Origin of the sequence: Neisseria sp. P0014.S009, from assembly GCF_051958155.1 — a bacterium.
In the GTDB taxonomy this organism is placed as follows: domain Bacteria; phylum Pseudomonadota; class Gammaproteobacteria; order Burkholderiales; family Neisseriaceae; genus Neisseria; species Neisseria flavescens_C.
On sequence record NZ_JBQCVS010000001.1, the window covers coordinates 314808 to 335728 of the forward strand.

Genomic DNA, 20921 nt, shown 5'->3' on the forward strand with positions numbered 1-20921 from the left:
CTTTAAAATATAAACAAAGGGTAGAATCCCGTGTTCTCCGAACGGAATTCAGGCCGTCTGAAATGACACTTTATTCTACCCTATTTCAAATCAAATTACCTGCTATCAACTTAATTAATTACGACCAACCTCATTGAAAACGGCAATTCGATTTTTTCAAACGACTTTTCAACAATATATTAATGTATTGTCTATTAGCGTTTATCTACCGGAACGTAATCGCGACGTTCTGCACCGGTATACAGTTGACGTGGGCGACCGATTTTCAGTGCCGGATCGCTAATCATTTCATGCCAATGAGAAATCCAACCTACACTGCGCGACAATGCGAAGATAACGGTAAACATTTCAGTTGGAATGCCCAATGCGGACAAGACGATACCGGAGTAGAAATCGACGTTTGGATACAGCTTGCGCTCAACAAAGAATGGATCTTTCAGTGCAATTTGTTCCAATTCCATCGCCAGCTTGAATTTAGGACTGTCTTCCAAGCCCAATTCTTTCAAGACTTCATAACAGGTTTCGCGCATGATGTTGGCTCGTGGGTCCATATTGCGGTATACGCGGTGACCGAAGCCCATCAGACGGTATTTGCGTTGTTTCACACCTTCCATGTATGCAGCAACATTAGACACATCGCCGATTTCGTCCAGCATCTTCAACACAGCTTCGTTTGCACCGCCGTGTGAAGCACCCCACAGACAGGCAATACCGGCAGCGATACAGGCAAATGGATTCGCACCAGAAGAGCCGGCCAAACGTACAGTCGAAGTAGAGGCGTTTTGCTCGTGATCGGCATGCAAAATAAAGATGCGGTCGAGCGCGCGGGCCAAGACTGGATTAGGTTTGTATTCTTCACACGGTGTGGCAAACATCATGTGCAAGAAGTTTTCAGCATAGGAAAGGTTATTTTTTGGATAATTGAACGGCAGACCGTTGGAATAACGGTAACACATTGCCGCAATTGTCGGAATTTTGGAGATTAAGCGGTAAATCGCAATTTTGCGGTGTTCAGGATTGGTAATATCCAAGCTGTCTTGATAAAACGCAGACAGCGCGCCAACCACACCCACCATCATCGCCATCGGATGCGCATCGCGACGGAAACCGCGGAAGAACCAAGTCAGCTGTTCATGCAGCATAGTATGGCGACCGACTGTGGCATCAAATTCTTTTTTCTGTTCAGAGGTAGGCAGTTCGCCGTAAATCAACAGATAGCAAACTTCCAAGTAATCGGATTTTTCGGCCAGCTGCTCGATAGGATAACCACGGTAATACAACAGACCTTCATCGCCATCAATATAAGTGATTTTGGATTCGCAACTTGCAGTTGACACGAATCCGGGGTCGAAGGAAAACAGACCTGTATTTTTAGTCAAAGTACGAATATCAACCACATCATGGCCGATACTTGCTTCCAATACTGGCAGTTCCAAGGTCTCTTGATTTGGGGTGGTGAGCTTGACTGATTTAGACATTCTTAAACTCCTTTGTAAGTTGGGGCTTTCGTTGCCGCCCAAGCGGCACGGTCCTTTTTTTCAGACGGCCTCAGTATGGAAAGAGCTTGTTCGGATTGGCATCGCAAACAAGCTCTATAACACGTCATGCCTGTCTGATTTTTTCAAGCATGGGAATCAGGTGTTTCTTGTCCGTTGCCGAATGTCCGTTAATCAAGGCAAGCAACTCTTGGTCTTGAAATTCGAGGATTTCGGAAAATTCGGACAACTCCTGATCACTCAGGTGCTCGAATTCTTTTTCCATAAACCTACCGAAGATTAAGTCTAATTCCAACAATCCCCGGCGGGTTTGAAAACGGATTTTCCGTTTGGCAATATCGTCAAAAACCATCATTTCTTAAACGGCTCGTTTCAACATAATCTCTTTAATCTTACCGATGGCTCGGGTCGGATTCAAGTGTTTAGGACATACGTCCACGCAGTTCATAATGGTGTGGCAACGGAACAAACGGTATGGGTCGTTCAGATTATCCAAACGCTCATTAGTGATGGTATCACGGCTATCCGCAATGAAACGGTAAGCATTCAGCAAGCCAGACGGACCAACGAATTTATCAGGATTCCACCAGAATGATGGGCAGGCAGTCGAACAGCAGGCGCACAAAATACATTCGTACAAACCGTCCAACTCTTTACGCTCTTCCTGAGTTTGCAGACGCTCTTTGTCCGCATCGATAGGGTTATCGTTGACAACGTAAGGTTTGATGGAGTGATATTGTTTGAAGAACTGGGTCATATCCACAATCAGGTCGCGGATAACAGGCAGACCTGGCAAAGGACGGATTTTAACCGGCTGTTTCAAGCCACGCAGATCAGTCAGACATGCCAGGCCGTTTTTGCCATTGATGTTCATACCGTCAGAACCGCAAATACCTTCGCGGCAAGAACGGCGGAAAGACAATGTATCGTCTTGTGCTTTCAGACGCACTAAAGCGTCCAAAAGTTTAACGTCGGTTGGTTCCAATTCCAACTCGTAACGTTGCATATAAGGCTTGGCATCAACGTCCGGATTGTAACGGTAAATTTCAAAACTCATTTTTTCCATGAGAAGTGTTCCTTTTCTCATAAACTGCCCAATGATTTTGTATTATGAATTCAAGCAGTTCAATGTGGGTATGGTTAGGTTTCAGACGGCCTTTAAGGTAAAGGCCATCTGAAAACTCATCAATAAACGCGTTTGGCCGGTTTGATGTATTCCACGCTCAAAGGCTTGGTATGTACCGGTTTGTAAGACAAAGTATTGGTATCTGAATGATACAGGGTATGTTTCATCCAGTTTTCGTCATCGCGCTCAGGATGGTCGTCTGAAGCGTGCGCGCCGCGCGATTCTTTACGCGCTTCGGCGGACACCAAAGTCGCTTTCGCTACTTCAATCAGATTATCCAATTCCAAGGCTTCGATACGCGCGGTATTCCACACTTTGCTCTTGTCTTTGATTTCAGTACGTTTCACGCGCTCGGCAATCTCCATGATTTCTCGAACGCCTTTGCTCAGAATCTCATCGGTACGGAACACACCGGCATGCAGTTGTACGGAGCGTTGCAGTTCGCGACGCAATGCATCAACGTTTTCACCATCGGTTTGGTTATCCAAACGCTCAATACGTTGACGAGTCAATTCACCGGCATTAGCAGGCAGAGGTTTCCAGTCGCTTTGCTCTTTGATGAATTTAATCATGCTGTCGCCGGCAGCTTTACCGAATACCACCAAGTCCAACAGGGAGTTGGTACCCAAGCGGTTCGCGCCGTGTACGGAAGCACAAGCGCACTCACCTGCCGCATACAGACCTTTTACAGGTACTTCGTAATCTTCACCTTGCGGAACAACAACTTCGCCATGGTAGTTGGTCGGAATACCGCCCATCATGTAGTGGGTAGTCGGCACAACAGGAATCGGGTCTTTAATCGGGTCAATACCGGCAAACTGGATGGAAATCTCGCGGATGCCCGGCAGTTTTTCCATAATTTTTTCTGCGCCGATATGGTCGATTTTCAGCAATACATGGTCTTTATTTTTACCACAGCCACGACCTTCGTAAATTTCCATCGCCATCGCACGGGAAACCACGTCACGGGAAGCCAAGTCTTTTACGGTTGGAGCATAGCGTTCCATAAAGCGTTCGCCATCGGCATTCAACAGAATACCGCCCTCACCGCGCACACCCTCGGTAATCAATACACCAGCACCGGCTACACCAGTCGGGTGGAATTGCCAGAATTCCATGTCTTCCAACGGAATACCTGCACGGGCACAAATACCCAAACCGTCACCGGTGTTCATATAAGCATTGGTGGAAGAAGCATAAATACGACCGCCGCCACCAGTAGCAAACATCACAGCTTTAGCGTGGAAAATATAAACTTCGCCGGTTTCCATTTCCATGGCGGTTACACCGACTACGTCGCCGTTTTCATCACGAATCAAATCTTGCGCTGTCCATTCCACAAAGAATTGTGTATTGGCACGGACGTTTTGTTGGTACAAAGTATGCAACATCGCATGACCGGTACGGTCGGCAACAGCACATGCACGTTCTACCGCGCGTTTACCGTGTTCGGCAGTATGGCCGCCGAAAGGACGTTGGTAGATTTTGCCACTTTCCACACGGTCAAAAGGCATACCCATGTGTTCCAACTCAATTACGGCTTCAGGCGCTGCGCGACACATAAATTCAATCGCATCTTGGTCGCCCAACCAGTCAGAACCTTTCACAGTATCGTACATGTGCCAATCCCAACGGTCTTCCTGCACATTACCCAATGAAGCAGAAATACCACCTTGAGCCGCTACAGTATGAGAACGGGTTGGGAACACTTTAGACAGAACAGCACAATTCAGGCCGGATTTAGACAATTGGAGGGCTGCGCGTAAACCTGCACCACCACCGCCAACAATCACGGCATCAAACTTGCGAACAGGAAAACCCATATTTACCCCCAAATTACTTTAACTGAATACACCAAGCAGCCTACCAACCAAACGATGGTGGCAACTTGTAAAAACAAACGCACGCCGAAAGGCTTAATATAGTCCATCCACAAATCGCGGATACCTACCCATGCATGCAGGAATACGGCCAAGAAGCTCACTTGGGTAAATACTTTTACCCAAGTTTGATCAAAAAATGCCTGCCATGCCGAATATTCTTTAGGCAACGTAAACAAAACAACCAAAAGAACCACGGTGTACACCAACATGATGACCGCAGTTGCACGTTGCATTGCCCAATCGCGCAAACCGTAATGCGCACCTGTCAATTTACGTTCTACCATAACAAAGCTCCCAAAACGACGGTCAGAATCAAAGCAGAAGCAAATACAACTTTAGCAGTAGTACGGGCAGTATTTAATTCCAGGCCTTTATGCACATCCAAAAACAGAAAGCGGATACCGGCAAAAAAGTGGTGCAGATATGCCCACAACAGACCGATAAGGATCAGCTTCACAAACGGATTGGAGATAGCAGAACGATATGCTTCAAACGACGCTTCGCGATCCAGCGTTCCAGAGAAGAAATACAAGAGAACAGGCAGCATCACAAACAAGCCGACGCCGCTGATACGGTGAAGAATAGATACAATCCCCGGTATGGGCAATCGGATATTCGGAATTTCCAAAAATACCGGGCGTGATTTGGCGGACATGGTCAGTTCCTCTAGATTTATTATCAGCTCAAAACCTATAGCTCAGCACTACAATAAGCTACATAAACCATAATTTACCTGTTTTATCTCATTTTGAACAGTGCAATTTATGAATGCTCTAATGATTTTTACCAAAAGACTAATAAAATCAAACAATCATTCTTAGATTTTTTTTTGCGTGGCTAGCCTTTTCTGTTACTTTCCTGCAATTAAGCCATCTCCCCATCAAAGCACTTACGATAACATCATTATTGTTTGAGAATTGTATCTATTGTGAGATAAATTCTCACTCTTGACACCTAATCTTTACAAAGGAATAAGCCATTTTTAAATTATTGCCATTGCATTATCACCACTACTCTTACATAGTTATACATTCAAAGACATTTCATCCATCCCTAGATGGACTAAAATACAGTGCAACACCAACAATGTTTCCATACCTGATAAGGAAGCTGCATCATGACACACTCCCCTCATCAAAACACACCCGATCCGGAAGACTACATCCCCTCCTTCCGCCGTCGAAACTTGGACACATCCGGTTTTATGAAAAAACTCGGACGCTTTGCCGGCCGCCTGGGCAAACCTGTCGTCCGACAGCTTTATGCACTTTATTACCTTTGGGAATCCGAACACACGCCCAAACGGGCTAAAATGATTATTGTCGGCGCACTGGTTTATTTCCTCAGCCCTATCGACAGCATTCCCGACCTTCTGATTCCATTTGGCTTCAGCGATGACATTGCCGTCATTGCGCTGGTTTATTCTCAGATGAAAAACTATCTGACCGAAGATATTCAAGAAAAAGCCCGTCAAGCGGCTGACAAGCTGTTTGGTTCTTAATTACACGCACCAACCACAAGTCGGACACACTTTTTCTTCAAATACACCTAAATCGCCTATGAAAAACCACTCTGCACTTTCTGCCTACCTTAACAACAGCCAGGGTAAATCCCTGACCTTAGCTCTCGCAGTGTAAGAATTTCACTTCGAAAAACCTTATAGGTTTATTACTGGCGATATCGTGCACCATTAGAACAGACAGACTTGTGTCGCATCGGCAAACAACGTTTACAATACAGCAAAATAAAAGGCCGTCTGAAACCTAAAATCTAGGTTTCAGACGGCCTTTTCTCCATCATATATCAACTTATGATGACTTCTTATTTTTTTGAACCTTCTTAGAATGCAAATAGTCAATAATAATCCCACATGAAACAACGAAATATACACCTGAAATAAACATATACAGCATAGTAATCAAACCCTGCCCCATATCTCCGCAACAGGGAGGCGTAGAAGACATCCAATACAAATACAGATATACTCCATTAATAATCGATGTAATCGCAAGAGAAGTAAAAATATATCTCTTGAAACAAAAATAGGGTAGGCATAAAAAAAACTGCAATAACAGACTCAATCCTGCAATCTCTACAGCCTCTCTTGACTCATTCGCTCCTAAATCAAAATATTTCGACCACGCATAAGACCATATAACCATAACGACCGAAATAAAAACAGCCGTAGTCAATAAATAGAAAAAACGCTGTTGTTTGTTTTGAAATTTGAAAAACATAATACTAAATAGAATTCAACGACACACATACATATAAAAAGAAGGCTGTCTGAATATTCAGACGGCCTTCTCAGCTTATGACTTTTTTATTTCAAAGGTTGCATACCCATAACTTCCATCAGGAAGTTGGTAAACGCAGGATTGCTTGGCTTGGTATCCATGTTTTTCCAACGTTGCTGCCAACCACGCAAAGCACCTTGGATGTACTGTTTGGATTGCTCAGTAGTAATTTCACCACGTTGGCTGTCAACGGCAGAACGCAGATAAACTTCGTACATACTGTCATCAACAGAGTTGCGTCCCACTTGTTGGATACGGAAGCGGTTCAAATATTGGGCAGCCTGAACTTTGGTCAAACTACCTTGGCTCACTTGGGTACTCAAGCGACGTGCTTCATCATGAATCTTGGAAACATCTGCCCAATGCGAAGGAGCCAAATGATAACCGGTAGCTGAAACTTGTGAATCAGCCTTAGGTTTCTTGACGTTGGTTGGTCGAACTGGCACTTCTTTCAATGTTGGAACATAAATCGATTCACAACCGGCAAGTGCCGCCACAGCAAGGATAGGAAGAATGTATTTTTTCATAATGCGCATTATAAGCATGATTCGTTGAAGAAACCAGCTTTTGAATAACGGTATTCAAAGCTCATTAACTGAATTACAACAGATTTCATACGATATCTCAAGCTCATACGCAAAAAGGCCGTCTGAAAACGGCCTTTTAACAACAATCCTATATTATGCCAAATCTGCAAACAGAGGCGTAGAAAGATAGCGTTCGCCATACGATGGCAACAAGACAACAATCAGCTTGCCTTCGTTTTCAGGTTTTTTAGCCAGTTGCAATGCGCTCCATACTGCGGCACCTGAAGAAATACCTACCAAAATACCCTCTTTCTCAGCCATAGCGCGCGCAGTTTCAAACGCTGCTTCGTTAGGTACTTTGATAATGCTGTCGTAAATAGCCGTATTCAAAACACTGGGGATAAAGCCTGCGCCCAAACCTTGAATCGGATGCGGGCCTTTTTCACCCCCACTCAATACCGGGGAAGCTTCAGGCTCAACAGCCACGATTTGAACTTCGGGTTTGTGTTTTTTCAATACTTCGCCCACGCCGGTAATCGTACCGCCTGTACCCACGCCGGCCACGAAAATATCAACTTGGCCGTCTGTATCGCGCCAAATTTCTTCGGCAGTGGTTTTGCGGTGAACTTCAGGATTAGCCTCGTTATCAAATTGGCGCGGCATAAAGTAAGTATCTGGATGTTCGTCCACCAAAGACTGGGCTTTAGCGATAGCGCCTGCCATACCTTCGGCAGCCGGTGTCAAAATCAGCTCTGCACCGAATGCACGCAGCAGCATTTTACGTTCTTTACTCATGCTTTCAGGCATAGTAATCGCCAATTTATAACCGCGGGCCGCACACACCATTGCCAAACCGATACCGGTATTGCCGCTGGTCGCCTCAACGATAACGGTATCTTTATTGATTTTACCGGCTTGCTCCGCCGCTTCAATCATGGCTTCGGCAATACGGTCTTTCACGCTGCTGCCCGGATTGAAAAATTCAAGTTTAACGGCGATTTGCGCTTTCAAACCCTCGGTCAAACGGTTCAATTTCACCAAAGGGGTGTTGCCGATCAGCTCGGTAATATTATTTGCAATTTTCATTTCCTGCTCCAGATTTAGATGTGATATAGCCTGCATATTAAACTCAGGCCGTCTGAAAAACCAATATCGAAAATTTCTTTCATTATAACTTTTAGTTTGGATAAATTAATATCCGCCCCGTTCAAAAATCAAAGCCATGGCAACCACAGCCTGCATGACAACCGCAACCAGCCAACCCATTTGCAGCTGAGTAGCACTAAACAAAGCCGCTGACTGCCTGCACACGACCACGCGGTGCAGATAAAACACCAGCATCAACACGCCCTGCAAAACAAACCAATAAATCGGTTTTAAGGCATAAATTTTCAGCAAGGCCGCCCATGCAAAAACCGAGCCTGCCAGCGGCAAGATGAAATAAACCACGCCTGCCAAGAAAACAAAAGCCAAAGTCATGACGACATTGGAAACCGCAAACAAGGTCAAACCGGCATATTTGCCTGCCGACCAAAACTTTTTGTCTTCCGTTTTACTGCAATCATCAATAAAGAAGAAAATACTGGCGATTGTCAGATAAAAATGAGGGATGAACAAAGGGCCTGTATGCGTAAAGCCCCACATTCCGGGCAACAAGCGTGCACCCAATGCCGAAACCCCCAGCCACAACAACACCGCAGCCCAAAGCCATTGAAACCGCTGTACGCGAAAAATAAATGCCAATGATACCGCAGCATACGCGACGGCAAACCAAAAATCCAAAGAAACCATCATGAATACTGCAACTCGCCTTCAAAAACGGTTTCAGCAGGGCCGGTCATTTGCACATCGCCGCCTTCTTCCCAACTGATAAACAGTTCGCCCCCAGGCAGAGTAACACGCACAGGCGCACCCGCTTTCAGCAAGCCATTGCGCACGCCTGCCACCACGGCCGCACACGCTCCAGTGCCGCAAGCTTGAGTTTCCCCCACCCCACGTTCAAACACGCGCAGGCGAACTGACAATTCATCTTCGACCTGCAAAAAGCCGACATTGACCCGTTCAGGGAACTGCTCGTGCGATTCAATAGTGCTGCCCCAATGCTCCACCGGTGCAGTTTCAACATCATCAACCAAAATCACCGCATGCGGATTACCCATATTCACGCAGCTTACCGGTACAGATTCCAAACCGACCAAGACAATATGTGTCAGCGCATCTTCATTTTCACCATGCGCAGGCACAAACGGAATTTCAGACGGCATGAAACGCGGTTTACCCATATTGACGGTAACCAAACCGTTATCCAACAGCTTCGGCACAATAATCCCTTTGGCCGTTTCGACCAAAATTTCCGTTTTATCCGTCAAACCCTTATCCGCGACAAAACGCGCAAAACAACGTGCACCATTGCCGCACTGCTCTACTTCCCGACCATCGGCATTGAAAATGCGGTACCGAAAATCGACCGCATCAGAAGAAGGCTTCTCCACTACCAAAAACTGATCAAAACCCACGCCGCGATAGCGGTCTGCCCATTGGGCAAGCGGCGCAGCCAATGGATCAAAGTCCTGTTCGATGGCATTGACCACCATAAAATCATTGCCCAAGCCGTGCATCTTCGTAAATTTCAAAGTTTTCATTATTCATTCACATTCTTATTAAATCATTATTTCGGCACATTCTACACCAGAATGATATATTCGTTTCTATCTTGTTTTTCAGACGGCCTTGCGCCCTTTTACCAATACTAACACCAGCCACCCCGCAAAAATACTATACTTCCCACATTACAAACATTTCTTATTACAAGGATACACATTATGAAAAAAGTTCTCTTACCTGCCCTTTTGGCCGCTTCACTCAGCGCATGTACAGTCGGCACGCCCGGCGTTTCCGTCGGCTTAGGCGTTGGCACCAGCATCGGCCGCCATGTCGGCTTGGGTACATCCATCAACATCCCTGTCGGCTTGGACAAAACCAAAACCACCAAAGGCACGGATTCAGACGGCATCCGTATCTCAGAAGAACAAATCGTGACCTATTTTGATGCACACGGCACACCCAGCAACAGCGCAGTCAAAGGCGGCTTCCATCGCCAACTGATCAGCAAACGCAACAACGAATATGTCGTCCAAGACTTTTACAGCGACAACAGCCAAAAACGCACGGATCCCTACGTCCTCAGCCGCAACCAACTGATGCAGTTCCGCGCCACGCCAAGCAACGGCTCGTTAACTACTTACGCTTACAACGGCACGGTAATGCAGCAGCAAGTGTTCCAAAACGGTAAATTGGTTAACGCCAAATACTAAAGGCCGTCTGAAACGGCTGGGAAGCATGTGAAACTTGATTACAAAATATTTTTAACATTCAAACATTTGAAATATTTTGCACTATTTTCTTGAAAATATGGATTGACACATTTTTTCCAGCCATTATAATACGCCCCATTCCCCGATAGCTCAGTCGGTAGAGCGACGGACTGTTAATCCGCAGGTCCCTGGTTCGAGCCCAGGTCGGGGAGCCAAATTTAAAAAGCCTGAACTTCTGTTCAGGCTTTTTTTACCTTAATAAGGAGCCATTGTTCTTTTCCAAAGAAAGTCCTGAATCCTCATAAGACCTTTGCCAAGGTCTCTATCCGCCAAACTGGCACGCATTGCGCCCTACTCACTTCGTCTGGCGAACAGGTGCAAACAACCCGAAACCTTTTTCAATCAGGTTTCGGGCTGTTTCGTTTTTTGAATAAACGGCATCTTTTCAGACAGCCTTGTCCATCAATTTGGCACATCATTTCACACACGGATTGTCTAAAACGACCGAGACATTGCGTTCGGCTTTGTTTATATACGTCATGTAGACTTTCTTGCCTTTGAACTCTGCCTCGACGACGGATTCCAGCGTGGCAACATCTTGGGGGAAGCCAAATTTTTTGTCGTTTGCAGCAATGAATTTGACGGGTTTGTCGCAGAACAGCGAGTAGAAAGACACGCCTTTATTATCTGCGGTTACGGCGCATTGCATTTTGCTGTCGGTGGCGATGACGGAGGAAAGCGTATGGGGCTTGTGGGTACGGTCGGCGAAGGTGGTGTAGGAATCATACGACCCGAAGCTGGTTCTTAATGCGAAGGTATTGCCAAGCCATTTATAACTTGTTCTGTCTGCGGGAAGATTTTTTTCGATGGCTTTTTTGCCTGCAAAGAAAGAGCATTCTTGGGTTTTGTGGTTGCAGACTTTTTTAATGCTGAACTGCTTGTCCGGAGAAGTAAGGATGGTTTCTGCGGCAAAGCTGTTTGCGCTTGCTGCGGCGAACATACAACTTAAAAGAAGTGAGCAGATGGGAAGGGACGGTTTCATTTTGTTTGGTGTATCGGTTGGTTTTTAATATTAGTTGAGCGGATTTGAATGCAATAAACACTCAATATGCCTGCGGCGGAATAACTGCCGATATGTTGATTTCAATCTGCAAAACAGATAATGCGAAGGCCGTCTGAAACTGATTTTTAGTGTTTCAGACGACCTTTGTTTGCTTTGCTGCGTGGGTTTAGCGGAAGAAGTCGCCCATACCTGCCGGCAGGCCTTGGGTAAACGCACCCATGGTTTTGTTGGTGGTTTCTTCGGCTTTTTCAGAAGCGGCATTGATAGCGGCCAATACCAAATCTTCCAACATTTCTTTGTCGTCAGCGGCTTCTTGAATCAAATCAGGGCTGATTTCAAGTTTGCGGACAACGTGCGAACACGTCATCACAACTTTTACCAAACCATTGCCTGCTTCGCCTTCAACTTCGGTTTCAGCCAGCTTGGCTTGTGCCTTTTTCATGTTTTCCTGCATTTGTTGAGCCTGTTTCATCAGGCCGCCTAATCCGGCTTTTCCGAACATGTTTTACTCCTATGGGTTTGAATAAATGGGTTTCACTCATGCCGTCTGAAAAACGCTATTGCTTTTCAGACAGCCTTGTATGTCAGTATTTTAAGAATGTCCTGCCAACTCTAAAGAATCTGGTAGCCATTGTGCTTCAAAGGTTTGCAAGATTTTCTGCGCCGTTGTATCCGCTTCCAGCAAATCTTGCGCCTGCTGCCGTCCTTCTTCTTGAATACGTTTGCGGCGCATCACCGGCGTTTCCCAGCCTTTATCATCCTGCCAAGGCTCAGTTTGCAGCCTTAAATTGCCAAGATGGTAGGCCTCGCTCAACGTCTGGCAGATTTTGTCCAAGCGCTCTTTATTGGCAGTGGCTTTGGCTTCATCCGTCAACGACAGCATGATTAAACCTGCTTCCGCATCATAACTCGTCCATGCCGCATTTTGCGCCAACATCTGCGCTGCGCCTAATTTACGGGCAAAGCGTTCGATAATGCTGTGCCAATTCTCTGTTTTAAACTCAGGCAAAGGAGCGAACTGAAGCTCTTCATCATCCCCCTCCTCTTCTTCAGACTCAGCAGATGCAACCGGCTGTGGTACTTCCATCACATTAGCATGATGTGAATCTTCATATGTATATGCTTCATCAAAAAACGGAGGCGGAATTTCCTCATCCATGTGCGGATATTCTTCCGGCTCAGAGGCCATCTGAACTTTTGCAACAGGCAATGACTCCGCAGTTTCTTGCATCTGCGCCGTTTGTGTTTGAGGCAGCTCAGCCGATACTTGGCTCGGCATATCTTCCCAAGGTGGCACATCCGCCTGTTGTTGCTGAACAGGCTGAACCGTTTCTTCAGACGGCCTTTCAACGGTATCCTGCTTGGCAGAAACAGCCTCTTTCTCAACCGCCAGTGCTGCTATCGGCTCAGATTTCGGCAGCTGAAAAGGCTTTTTTTCGGCCTCAGCTTTCTGATGGTCGGAATGCAAATCCGTGTGTTCAATCTGACTTTGCGTATCGCAACCCGAAGCGGCCAACGGCGCAAATGCAAGCATGCGCAAAAGCGTCATGACAAAACCGGCATACTCGTCCGGAGCCAGCGGCAAATCCTGTTTGCCATGAATAGCACATTGATAATAAAGCTGAATCTGCTCACCACTCAAAGCCTGACTTAATCGCTGCAAAGTTTCACGTTCAGGATCGTCATTTGCCAAGGCGGAAGGAATGGTTTGAATCAAAGCCAAACGTTGCAACATCATGGCCAATTCTGCCAATGCGCTGTCAAAACCAATCGCTCTGGCGGACATTTCCTGAGCTTTTTCCAGCAAGGCCTCACCGTTTTGATTGATGATTCCTTCAAGCAATTCAAACAAGTATTGTTTATCGACCGCTCCGATCATCTGGCGGACATCTTGCTCGGCCACTTTACCCGAACCCATGGCAATCGCCTGATCCAAAAGACTCAACGCATCGCGCATCGAGCCGGCGGCGGCACGGCCTAAAAGTTGCAAAGCCTGTGGCTGATAAGGAACGTTTTCACGATCCAAGACATGCGCCAAATGCTCCGCAACCTGCTGGGTTGTCATGTTGCGCAAAACAAACTGCAAACAGCGGCTCAATACGGTAATGGGGACTTTATGCGGATCGGTGGTCGCCAAAATAAATTTAACGTGTTCAGGCGGTTCTTCCAAAGTCTTCAGCATGGCATTGAACGCGCTTTTGGAAAGCATATGCACTTCGTCGATGATATAGACTTTGTATTTACCCGCTGTCGGCGCGTATTGGGCGTTTTCCAACACTTCGCGGATATTATCGATACCGGTATTCGATGCCGCGTCGATTTCCAATAAATCCACATAACGGCCGCTGTCGATTTGCGTACAGCTTTCACACTGACCGCATGGTTCGCCATGCACGGCATTTTCGCAGTTCAAACTCTTGGCCAAAATCCTGGCAATCGTGGTTTTACCCACACCGCGCGTCCCTGTCAGCAGATAGGCATGGTGCAGACGGCCTTCGTCCAGCGCGTTGCGCAGAGCTTTGACGACGTGTTCCTGACCGACCAAATCGGCAAAGGTTTTCGGGCGCCATTTTCGTGCAAGAACTTGATAAGCCATGTTGTTTCTCTACGGGAAATAAATCGGAAGGCCGTCTGAAAAGAATTATCCGCTTTTCAGACGGCCTCAGAAAATGGCATATATTCTAGCATTTTTTTGATTTTTATTAAGGATTTTCTATCAAGCCGACAGCGACAGCATGTCATCGCAATGTTATAATACTACATAAATGATAAACAATTTGAAACTCAAATCATTATGACTGAAATCATACTACACAACAAATCAGCCACTATGCAAGTCAATACAATAGGCGGATATATTGACTCCCTGATTCTAAAAGGACGGGAAGTCTTATTTCCGAAAACCAGCGTCCACGTGGGCGATGATACAAAATTACGCGGCGGCATGCACGTTTGCTTACCCCAATTCGGACCGGACAGCAAAAATCATCTGGCCCAACATGGTTTCGGCAGAACTTCAGACTGGGAAATCCGTCATCAAAATGAATCGGATATCGGCTTGAAATTAATCAGCACAGAAAAAGGCTATGAACACGTCGAATGGTTGCTCGATTACAGCCTACCTAACGAAAATGAAGCCATTGCCATCCTGACCGTCTGCAATTACGGCGAATCGCCCGTCCGCACGTCCCCAGGATTCCACCCCTACTTTACCGCTGCCGGCACACAATTTGATTTCAACGGCGCACCATACGATGCCGACTATATCTCCCATACCGAATTTGTTTCCTCCGACCAGGATGCACACGTTGCATTTGACGGCTTGAAACTAGATATCCGCACCCACAATCTGCCTGTGTACGCACTCTGGAGCGATCGAAACGGCCAATATACTTGTGCAGAGCCAACCGCAGAAGGCAATGCGTTTTTATCCCCTGCCCGAGGCGGACAATTTGTTTCAGGGCACAGCAAAAAACGTTACGTCATGAAAATCAGACTAATGGCTTAACCCCCTTACAAATCCTCAATATTTAAAAACCACCCAAACGGGTGGTTTTCTTATGGCTTACAGTCCATTGTTATTGATTGCATTCGCAATATCGCGTACCGCTGTTACATACATGCGGCTGTGGTTGTATTGCCATACTGTGTAGAAGTTATTCAGGCCCAAATAGTATTCAAATACGCCCGGGCTGGTCTCCAAAGCATACAATACAGCCTTTTCATTATCCGCAACAGCAGCTTGAGGCACGACACCCAAAGCTTTGAAATCTGCGACAGTGCGCGTCAAGGCAGTTTTCTCATCGATAATCGCCTGCAAGTGCGGCGTAATCGTCAGACTGACCGGCACCACCATCTTACCGCCGGTCTGCCAGCCATGCTGTTTCATATAATTGGCGACAGAAGCCGCCACATCGCCGACATTATTCCAAATATCGCGATGACCATCACCATCATAGTCCACCGCCCATTTACGGTAGCTGGAAGGCATAAATTGCGGCATACCCATCGCGCCGGCATAGCTGCCTTTGAAGTCAAAGATATTTTCTTTTTCTTCTTTTGCCATCAGCAAAAGTTCGCTCAATTCGTTTTGGAAAAATTCGGCACGGCGTGGATAATCAAAGGCCAATGTACTCAAAGCATCGGCAACGCGGAAGCTACCCGTATTTTTGCCATAATTGGTTTCAATACCGAGAATCGCCACAATCAATTCGGCAGGAACACCGTATTTGCGTGCCACATCATCGATTACAGCACGGTTTGCCGCATAGAATTGTCTGCCGCCGTTAAATTTGGCTGCACCGGAGTTACCGGTACGGAATTCATACCAAGGACGCGAAGTGCTTGGGCGGTACATAATGGTAATAATATTGCCTTTATACACCACACCATTAAAGAAGTTACGCAATTCTTCCGCACTGAAACGACGGTTTTTCACTTCATATTGGATAAACTGCTGAACATTGACGTTCTCATTAAAACCGCTGCTGGCAACAGATTCAGCCGCAGCATCAAATACAGGTCGTTTTGCAGAGGAAACAGGCTCGACAGGTTTTGCCGTATCAACAGCAGGCTTTTGCGGAGTGCCGCATGAAGCTAAAGCCAAAGCAGTCAGACCTATCCCAAAGATTTTGATTTTATTCATAAATAATCTCTTTACTAAATAATACGACAAACCCGAACACGAATGAATATTCGGCCAATACATCATCTCTTCCGCTATATTTCCAAACAGACTTAAAAAATATAGACAAATCGATATTTACTTACTTCGGCTCAAGCAGATAAACAAGGCCGTCTGAAATTCAAGGAAACCCTTGATTTTCAGACGGCCTTGAATAAATCAATTACTCAGCGGCTGCAACAACAGCAACGGTAATTTTAGCAACAGCGTCAGTGTGCAGAGCCACTTCAACTTCGTATTCGCCAACAGCTTTCAAAGGACCGTTAGGCAGACGTACGTTTGCTTTAGCAGCTTGGATACCGGTCGCAACAATCGCTTCAGCGATGTCAGCATTGGTAACAGAACCGAACAGACGACCATCAACACCGGCTTTTTGAGCAACAGTAATGGTTTGGCCTTCCAGTTTTTCTTGACGGGCTTTAGCATCAGCCAAGATTTCAGCTTGTTTGGCTTCCAATTCAGCGCGGCGTGCTTCGAATTCTTTCATGTTGGCTTCGGTTGCACGTTTTGCTTTACCGGCAGGGATCAGGAAGTTGCGTGCGTAACCGTTTTTAACGGTAACGATGTCACCTAAGTTACCCAGACCGCCGATTTTTTCTAACAGAATAATTTGCATGATTTAAACTCCAAAATTATTTGTGTTGATCGGTGTAAGGCAACAGAGCCAGGAAACGGGCACGTTTCACAGCAGTAGCCAACTGACGTTGGTAGTGTGCTTTAGTACCAGTAATGCGGGCAGGGATGATTTTGCCGTTTTCAGAGATGAAGTCTTTCAACAAATCAACTTGTTTGTAATCAACTTCTTGGATTTTTTCAGCCGTAAAGCGGCAGAATTTTCTACGTTTGAATGATTGACGAGCCATTGTCGTTTAACCTTTATATTCTTTAATGTTCTGTATGCGTAGTACCGGCTTGGGGAAGCGTTGGCTGCGTTGCGCCAAAAAACCTTCCGACTCGATGACGGCATCTTGCCGATACTGCCATTCCTCAGCCTGCTTACCTAAAATCCGCGCGGGAATTTCAAATTTGACCAGACATTTCTGTCCGTTTTCTTCCTGCCAAGATTCATGTTGCAACACAATATCTAAAACAGGAATTCCTGCCGGCGTATATCTCAAAGGCTGAACCTGCAAGATACGGGCGGTAAGCTTAATCAGATTATTCAATCTTATTCGGCTGCTGCAACTTCTTCAGCCGCACCGTTCAGCAAGTTTTTTGCTTTTTCGCCACCCAGCATTGGGGAAGCTTCAGTTACAGCGTGTTTTGTTTTGATGGTCAGGTGACGCAGTACGGCATCATTGAAGCGGAAAGCAGTTTCCAGCTCTTCAACCACTTCAGGAGTAGTTTCGATATTCATCAAAACATAGTGTGCTTTGTGGATTTTGTTGATTGGGTAAGCCAATTGACGACGGCCCCAGTCTTCCAAACGGTGGATTTTACCGCTGGCTTCAGTAATCATGGTTTTGTAACGCTCAACCATAGCAGGCACTTGCTCGCTTTGATCAGGATGAACGATAAACACGATCTCGTAATGACGCATGTTATCTCCTTATGGATGATTAAAAACAGCCTTTCACCATGCGAAGCAAAAGGCAAGGCAAAGAGACTGAATTTTATCCGCATTTCTTAAAAAATACAAGTCCGGATTCAAAATCCACTTTCTTTTCAATTAAAAAACAACATTAGGCCTTATGGTTATTTCCTAGCAAACCACTCAACTATCTGCCAAAAATCTGCTAAAATCTGCCCCATCCTAATAAATACAGCATCAGAAGGCACACAATCATGGCTCTTTTGCAGATTTCCGAACCCGGCATGTCCGCCGCCCCTCATCAACACCGCCTCGCCGTAGGCATTGATTTAGGTACAACCAACAGCTTGGTGGCCACCGTACGCAGCGGCAGTGCAGTCTGCCTTCCTGATTCAGACGGCCGTACCACCCTGCCTTCGGTTGTCCGTTATTTGGATGGCGAAGTCGAAGTCGGCAAAAACGCCCTTTCAGCCCAAAAAACCGATCCGCTAAATACCATCAGCTCTGCCAAACGCTTGATCGGACGCACCCTTACCGACCTTACACAAGACGCGCAATACCTGCCCTATCAATTTACACCCAATGAGCGCGTGGTTGAATTAAACACCCGTCAAGGTGCGAAAACGCCTATCGAAGTATCGGCAGAAATCCTCAAAGCCCTCAAATCGCGTGCCGAAGAAACATTAGGCGGCGATTTGGTTGGCGCCGTCATTACCGTACCTGCTTATTTTGACGACGCCCAACGTCAAGCCACCAAAGATGCCGCACGCTTAGCAGGCTTAAATGTCTTGCGCCTCCTCAACGAGCCGACTGCCGCCGCAATCGCCTACGGACTGGATAACGCCTCAGAAGGCACGTTTGTCGTTTACGATTTGGGCGGCGGCACGTTCGACGTATCCGTATTGCAACTGACTAAAGGCCTGTTTGAAGTTAAAGCCACCGGCGGCAACAGCGCATTGGGCGGCGATGACTTCGACCATCGCTTGTTCTGTTACCTGCTCGAACAAAACGACCTTTCCAAACTCAACGAACAAGACAGTCAACTTCTACTTTCCCTTGTCCGCACTGCCAAAGAAAAACTAACTACTCAAACCGAAGCCGTCATCGAGACCACACTTTCAGACGGCCATAAAGTTCATACCGTCATTACCCGCCAAGAGTTTCACAATCTGACCCAAAATCTGGTACAAAAAACCATCGAACCCGTCAAACAGGCTTTGAAAGACGCAGGCGTAACCAAGGCAGATGTCAAAGGCGTGATTATGGTTGGCGGCTCTACCCGCATGTTGCACGTTCAACAAGCAGTTGCCACCTTCTTTGGCCAAACCCCGCTGAATAACCTCAATCCTGACGAAGTGGTCGCACTCGGTGCCGCCATACAGGCAAACGTCCTTGCCGGCAACAAAACCGACGGCGAATGGCTGCTGCTGGACGTTACACCCTTGTCGCTCGGTTTGGAAACCTACGGCGGCCTTGCCGAGAAAATCATTCCTCGCAACTCCACCATTCCTACCGCGCGCGCGCAGGACTTCACCACCTTCAAAGACGGTCAAACCGCTATGACGATACACGTCGTACAAGGCGAGCGCGAACTCGTTTCTGACTGCCGCAGCCTTGCCAAATTTACCCTGCGCGGCATTCCGCCGATGGCCGCAGGCGCGGCGCGCATCCGCGTGACCTTCCAAGTTGATGCCGACGGTTTGCTGTCCGTTTCCGCACAAGAACAAAGCACCGGCGTACAGGCGCAAATCGAAGTCAAACCTTCCTACGGCTTGGACGACAGCACCATCACCCAAATGCTCAAAGACAGCATGAGCAACGCCGCCGAAGACATGGCAGCCCGCGCCCGAGCCGAAGCCGTCGTCGAAGCCGAAAGCCTGACCGACGCCGTCAACGCTGCTCTTGAATTGGATAGCGATTTATTGGAAGCTGAAGAATTGCAACAGATTCAACAAGACATCGCCGCTTTGCAAGGCCGTCTGAAAGACGGTAAAGCCGAAGACATCCGTGCCGCCGTCGCCAAACTCAGCCACAGCACCGACAACTTCGCCGCCAAGCGCATGAACCGCAACATCCAACGCGCGCTGACGGGTCAAAGCGTTGATAATATTTGATGCCTAAACAGTTTCAGACGGCCTCGAAAGATACAAAGGTCGTCTATCTAAATATCCAAAAACTGAAACGATTTCTTTTATGAGACTCTGGCACCAAACCCTTATCCCCCTGCTCCCCCGCGCCCAGCTTTTGGGGCAACACCGCGAATGCGCCGCTTTACGCGGAGCAGGCTGGGGCAGGCCGCATGCGACGGTTAATTACGTTTTTACCCATTCGCCCTACAAACTCTATCTATATCACGCGTTGATTATGGATGAGATGGAAAAGCGCGGTTACAAACCGGATGCTTTATGGAAAGACCCGCTATATCGCGGCAAAGTCGCTGCCCCATACCATTCACACGCGGCTGAAACAGCTACTTCGCCGATTTATACCGAACATGATGATGCCTACTTGGACGAATGCCTGGAAAATTTAAAAAGTAAAGGCATCATGTTATAAACCCATTTTTCAGACGGCCTGAATATTGAATATCCAAAGCCGTCTGAAACCGCTTTAACCACAACCACTCTTAAACAACTGAGACAATAAAAATGCCAAAAATTACCGTACTCCCACACGCGACATTATGCCCCGAAGGCGCGGTTATCGAAGACGCACCGGAAGGCCAAACCGTCCTTGACGTACTGCTCGACCACGATATCGAAGTCGATCACGCCTGTGAAAAATCCTGTGCCTGCACCACCTGCCACGTGATTATCCGCAAAGGTTTTGACAGCCTGGAAGAACCGACCGAATTGGAAGAAGACTTGCTCGACCAAGCATGGGGCTTGGAAGCCGATTCACGCTTGAGCTGTCAGGCAGTCGTTGCCGATGAAGATTTGGTCGTAGAAATTCCTAAATATACGATCAACCACGCGCGTGAAGACCATTAAAACAAGGTTT

General features: G+C 46.8%; 24 protein-coding genes and 1 tRNA gene. 7 read left to right on the forward strand and 18 right to left on the reverse strand.

The genetic code is table 11. The features are described 5' to 3' along the window. Positions 1-194: 194 nt before the first annotated feature. The 6 genes from gltA to sdhC all read right to left on the reverse strand — a co-directional run bounded on the left by gltA (position 195) and on the right by sdhC (position 5160). On the reverse strand, positions 195-1478 hold the full coding sequence (gene gltA / locus ACTHS4_RS01470; RefSeq protein ID WP_063068027.1) for a citrate synthase: 1284 nt from the start codon (positions 1476-1478) through the stop codon (positions 195-197). 124 nt (positions 1479-1602) lie between these two features. Next, positions 1603-1851 (reverse strand): FAD assembly factor SdhE, encoded by a 249-nt coding sequence (locus ACTHS4_RS01475; protein WP_003678830.1) that lies wholly within the window; start codon positions 1849-1851, stop codon positions 1603-1605. A gap of 3 nt (positions 1852-1854) precedes the next feature. Beyond that, positions 1855-2562 carry a succinate dehydrogenase iron-sulfur subunit gene (locus tag ACTHS4_RS01480; protein ID WP_002241462.1) on the reverse strand — a complete coding sequence of 236 codons (708 nt, stop codon included), beginning with the start codon at positions 2560-2562 and terminating at the stop codon, positions 1855-1857. Between the two features lie 119 nt (positions 2563-2681). Beyond that, positions 2682-4445 carry a succinate dehydrogenase flavoprotein subunit gene (sdhA, locus tag ACTHS4_RS01485; RefSeq protein WP_004519265.1) on the reverse strand — a complete coding sequence of 588 codons (1764 nt, stop codon included), beginning with the start codon at positions 4443-4445 and terminating at the stop codon, positions 2682-2684. A gap of 2 nt (positions 4446-4447) precedes the next feature. After that, positions 4448-4789 carry a succinate dehydrogenase, hydrophobic membrane anchor protein gene (gene sdhD, locus ACTHS4_RS01490; RefSeq protein ID WP_004519264.1) on the reverse strand — a complete coding sequence of 114 codons (342 nt, stop codon included), beginning with the start codon at positions 4787-4789 and terminating at the stop codon, positions 4448-4450. Beyond that, positions 4783-5160 carry a succinate dehydrogenase, cytochrome b556 subunit gene (sdhC, locus tag ACTHS4_RS01495; RefSeq protein WP_004519263.1) on the reverse strand — a complete coding sequence of 126 codons (378 nt, stop codon included), beginning with the start codon at positions 5158-5160 and terminating at the stop codon, positions 4783-4785. The genes sdhD and sdhC overlap by 7 nt, the downstream gene beginning before the upstream one ends. Positions 5161-5622: 462 nt before the next feature. Here sdhC and ACTHS4_RS01500 point away from each other — a divergent pair, with 462 nt between their 5' ends. Then, on the forward strand, positions 5623-6006 hold the full coding sequence (locus tag ACTHS4_RS01500) for a YkvA family protein (protein WP_049329785.1): 384 nt from the start codon (positions 5623-5625) through the stop codon (positions 6004-6006). Between the two features lie 822 nt (positions 6007-6828). On the opposite strand, the gene ACTHS4_RS01505 is transcribed toward ACTHS4_RS01500, so the two are convergent. The 4 genes from ACTHS4_RS01505 to dapF all read right to left on the reverse strand — a co-directional run bounded on the left by ACTHS4_RS01505 (position 6829) and on the right by dapF (position 9971). Further along, complete coding sequence (locus tag ACTHS4_RS01505; protein ID WP_371444493.1) at positions 6829-7329, reverse strand: membrane lipoprotein lipid attachment site-containing protein; 501 nt, start codon at positions 7327-7329, stop codon at positions 6829-6831. Between the two features lie 153 nt (positions 7330-7482). Continuing rightward, positions 7483-8415 carry a cysteine synthase A gene (gene cysK, locus ACTHS4_RS01510; RefSeq protein ID WP_141761444.1) on the reverse strand — a complete coding sequence of 311 codons (933 nt, stop codon included), beginning with the start codon at positions 8413-8415 and terminating at the stop codon, positions 7483-7485. A 105-nt stretch (positions 8416-8520) separates the two neighbouring features. Continuing rightward, entirely contained in the window at positions 8521-9123 is a 603-nt protein-coding gene (locus ACTHS4_RS01515; protein WP_070825680.1) for a hypothetical protein, read from the reverse strand. Beyond that, a complete protein-coding gene (gene dapF, locus ACTHS4_RS01520; RefSeq protein WP_070825679.1) occupies positions 9120-9971 on the reverse strand; it encodes a diaminopimelate epimerase in 852 nt (283 codons plus the stop codon). The genes ACTHS4_RS01515 and dapF overlap by 4 nt, the downstream gene beginning before the upstream one ends. Positions 9972-10151: 180 nt before the next feature. On the opposite strand from dapF, the gene ACTHS4_RS01525 reads away from it, so the two are divergent. Together ACTHS4_RS01525 and ACTHS4_RS01530 are read left to right on the forward strand one after the other, a co-directional pair. Further along, complete coding sequence (locus ACTHS4_RS01525) at positions 10152-10643, forward strand: hypothetical protein (RefSeq protein ID WP_003678851.1); 492 nt, start codon at positions 10152-10154, stop codon at positions 10641-10643. A gap of 139 nt (positions 10644-10782) precedes the next feature. Beyond that, positions 10783-10858, forward strand: a tRNA-Asn gene (locus ACTHS4_RS01530). 260 nt (positions 10859-11118) lie between these two features. Here ACTHS4_RS01530 and ACTHS4_RS01535 read toward each other — a convergent pair. The 3 genes from ACTHS4_RS01535 to dnaX all read right to left on the reverse strand — a co-directional run bounded on the left by ACTHS4_RS01535 (position 11119) and on the right by dnaX (position 14302). Continuing rightward, positions 11119-11685, reverse strand: coding sequence for a hypothetical protein (locus ACTHS4_RS01535; RefSeq protein WP_070825678.1), 567 nt, complete (start codon positions 11683-11685; stop codon positions 11119-11121). Positions 11686-11872: 187 nt separating this feature from the next. Continuing rightward, positions 11873-12208, reverse strand: a complete 336-nt coding sequence (locus tag ACTHS4_RS01540; protein ID WP_003678854.1) for a YbaB/EbfC family nucleoid-associated protein — start codon at positions 12206-12208, stop codon at positions 11873-11875. A 90-nt stretch (positions 12209-12298) separates the two neighbouring features. After that, complete coding sequence (dnaX, locus tag ACTHS4_RS01545; protein ID WP_070825677.1) at positions 12299-14302, reverse strand: DNA polymerase III subunit gamma/tau; 2004 nt, start codon at positions 14300-14302, stop codon at positions 12299-12301. Between the two features lie 198 nt (positions 14303-14500). Here dnaX and ACTHS4_RS01550 point away from each other — a divergent pair, with 198 nt between their 5' ends. After that, positions 14501-15214, forward strand: coding sequence for an aldose epimerase family protein (locus ACTHS4_RS01550; RefSeq protein ID WP_070825676.1), 714 nt, complete (start codon positions 14501-14503; stop codon positions 15212-15214). A 57-nt stretch (positions 15215-15271) separates the two neighbouring features. Here the strand turns inward: ACTHS4_RS01550 and mltB are convergent, their stop codons facing one another. The 5 genes from mltB to rpsF form a co-directional block, all read right to left on the reverse strand. Next, positions 15272-16351, reverse strand: coding sequence for a lytic murein transglycosylase B (gene mltB / locus ACTHS4_RS01555; protein WP_070825675.1), 1080 nt, complete (start codon positions 16349-16351; stop codon positions 15272-15274). A gap of 202 nt (positions 16352-16553) precedes the next feature. After that, positions 16554-17006, reverse strand: coding sequence for a 50S ribosomal protein L9 (gene rplI, locus ACTHS4_RS01560; protein ID WP_036490126.1), 453 nt, complete (start codon positions 17004-17006; stop codon positions 16554-16556). A gap of 16 nt (positions 17007-17022) precedes the next feature. Beyond that, a complete protein-coding gene (gene rpsR, locus ACTHS4_RS01565) occupies positions 17023-17253 on the reverse strand; it encodes a 30S ribosomal protein S18 (protein ID WP_003678863.1) in 231 nt (76 codons plus the stop codon). A 6-nt stretch (positions 17254-17259) separates the two neighbouring features. Then, positions 17260-17562, reverse strand: coding sequence for a primosomal replication protein N (gene priB / locus ACTHS4_RS01570; RefSeq protein ID WP_180947864.1), 303 nt, complete (start codon positions 17560-17562; stop codon positions 17260-17262). Then, on the reverse strand, positions 17559-17930 hold the full coding sequence (gene rpsF, locus ACTHS4_RS01575) for a 30S ribosomal protein S6 (protein WP_003686150.1): 372 nt from the start codon (positions 17928-17930) through the stop codon (positions 17559-17561). The genes priB and rpsF overlap by 4 nt, the downstream gene beginning before the upstream one ends. 245 nt (positions 17931-18175) lie before the next feature. Between rpsF and hscA the strand changes: the two genes are divergently transcribed. The 3 genes from hscA to fdx all read left to right on the forward strand — a co-directional run bounded on the left by hscA (position 18176) and on the right by fdx (position 20911). After that, complete coding sequence (gene hscA / locus ACTHS4_RS01580; protein ID WP_440365420.1) at positions 18176-20035, forward strand: Fe-S protein assembly chaperone HscA; 1860 nt, start codon at positions 18176-18178, stop codon at positions 20033-20035. 79 nt (positions 20036-20114) lie between these two features. Continuing rightward, positions 20115-20477 (forward strand): TIGR02328 family protein, encoded by a 363-nt coding sequence (locus ACTHS4_RS01585; RefSeq protein ID WP_440365421.1) that lies wholly within the window; start codon positions 20115-20117, stop codon positions 20475-20477. Between the two features lie 92 nt (positions 20478-20569). Continuing rightward, positions 20570-20911 (forward strand): ISC system 2Fe-2S type ferredoxin, encoded by a 342-nt coding sequence (gene fdx, locus ACTHS4_RS01590; RefSeq protein WP_003686005.1) that lies wholly within the window; start codon positions 20570-20572, stop codon positions 20909-20911. The last annotated feature ends 10 nt before the right edge of the window (positions 20912-20921 follow it).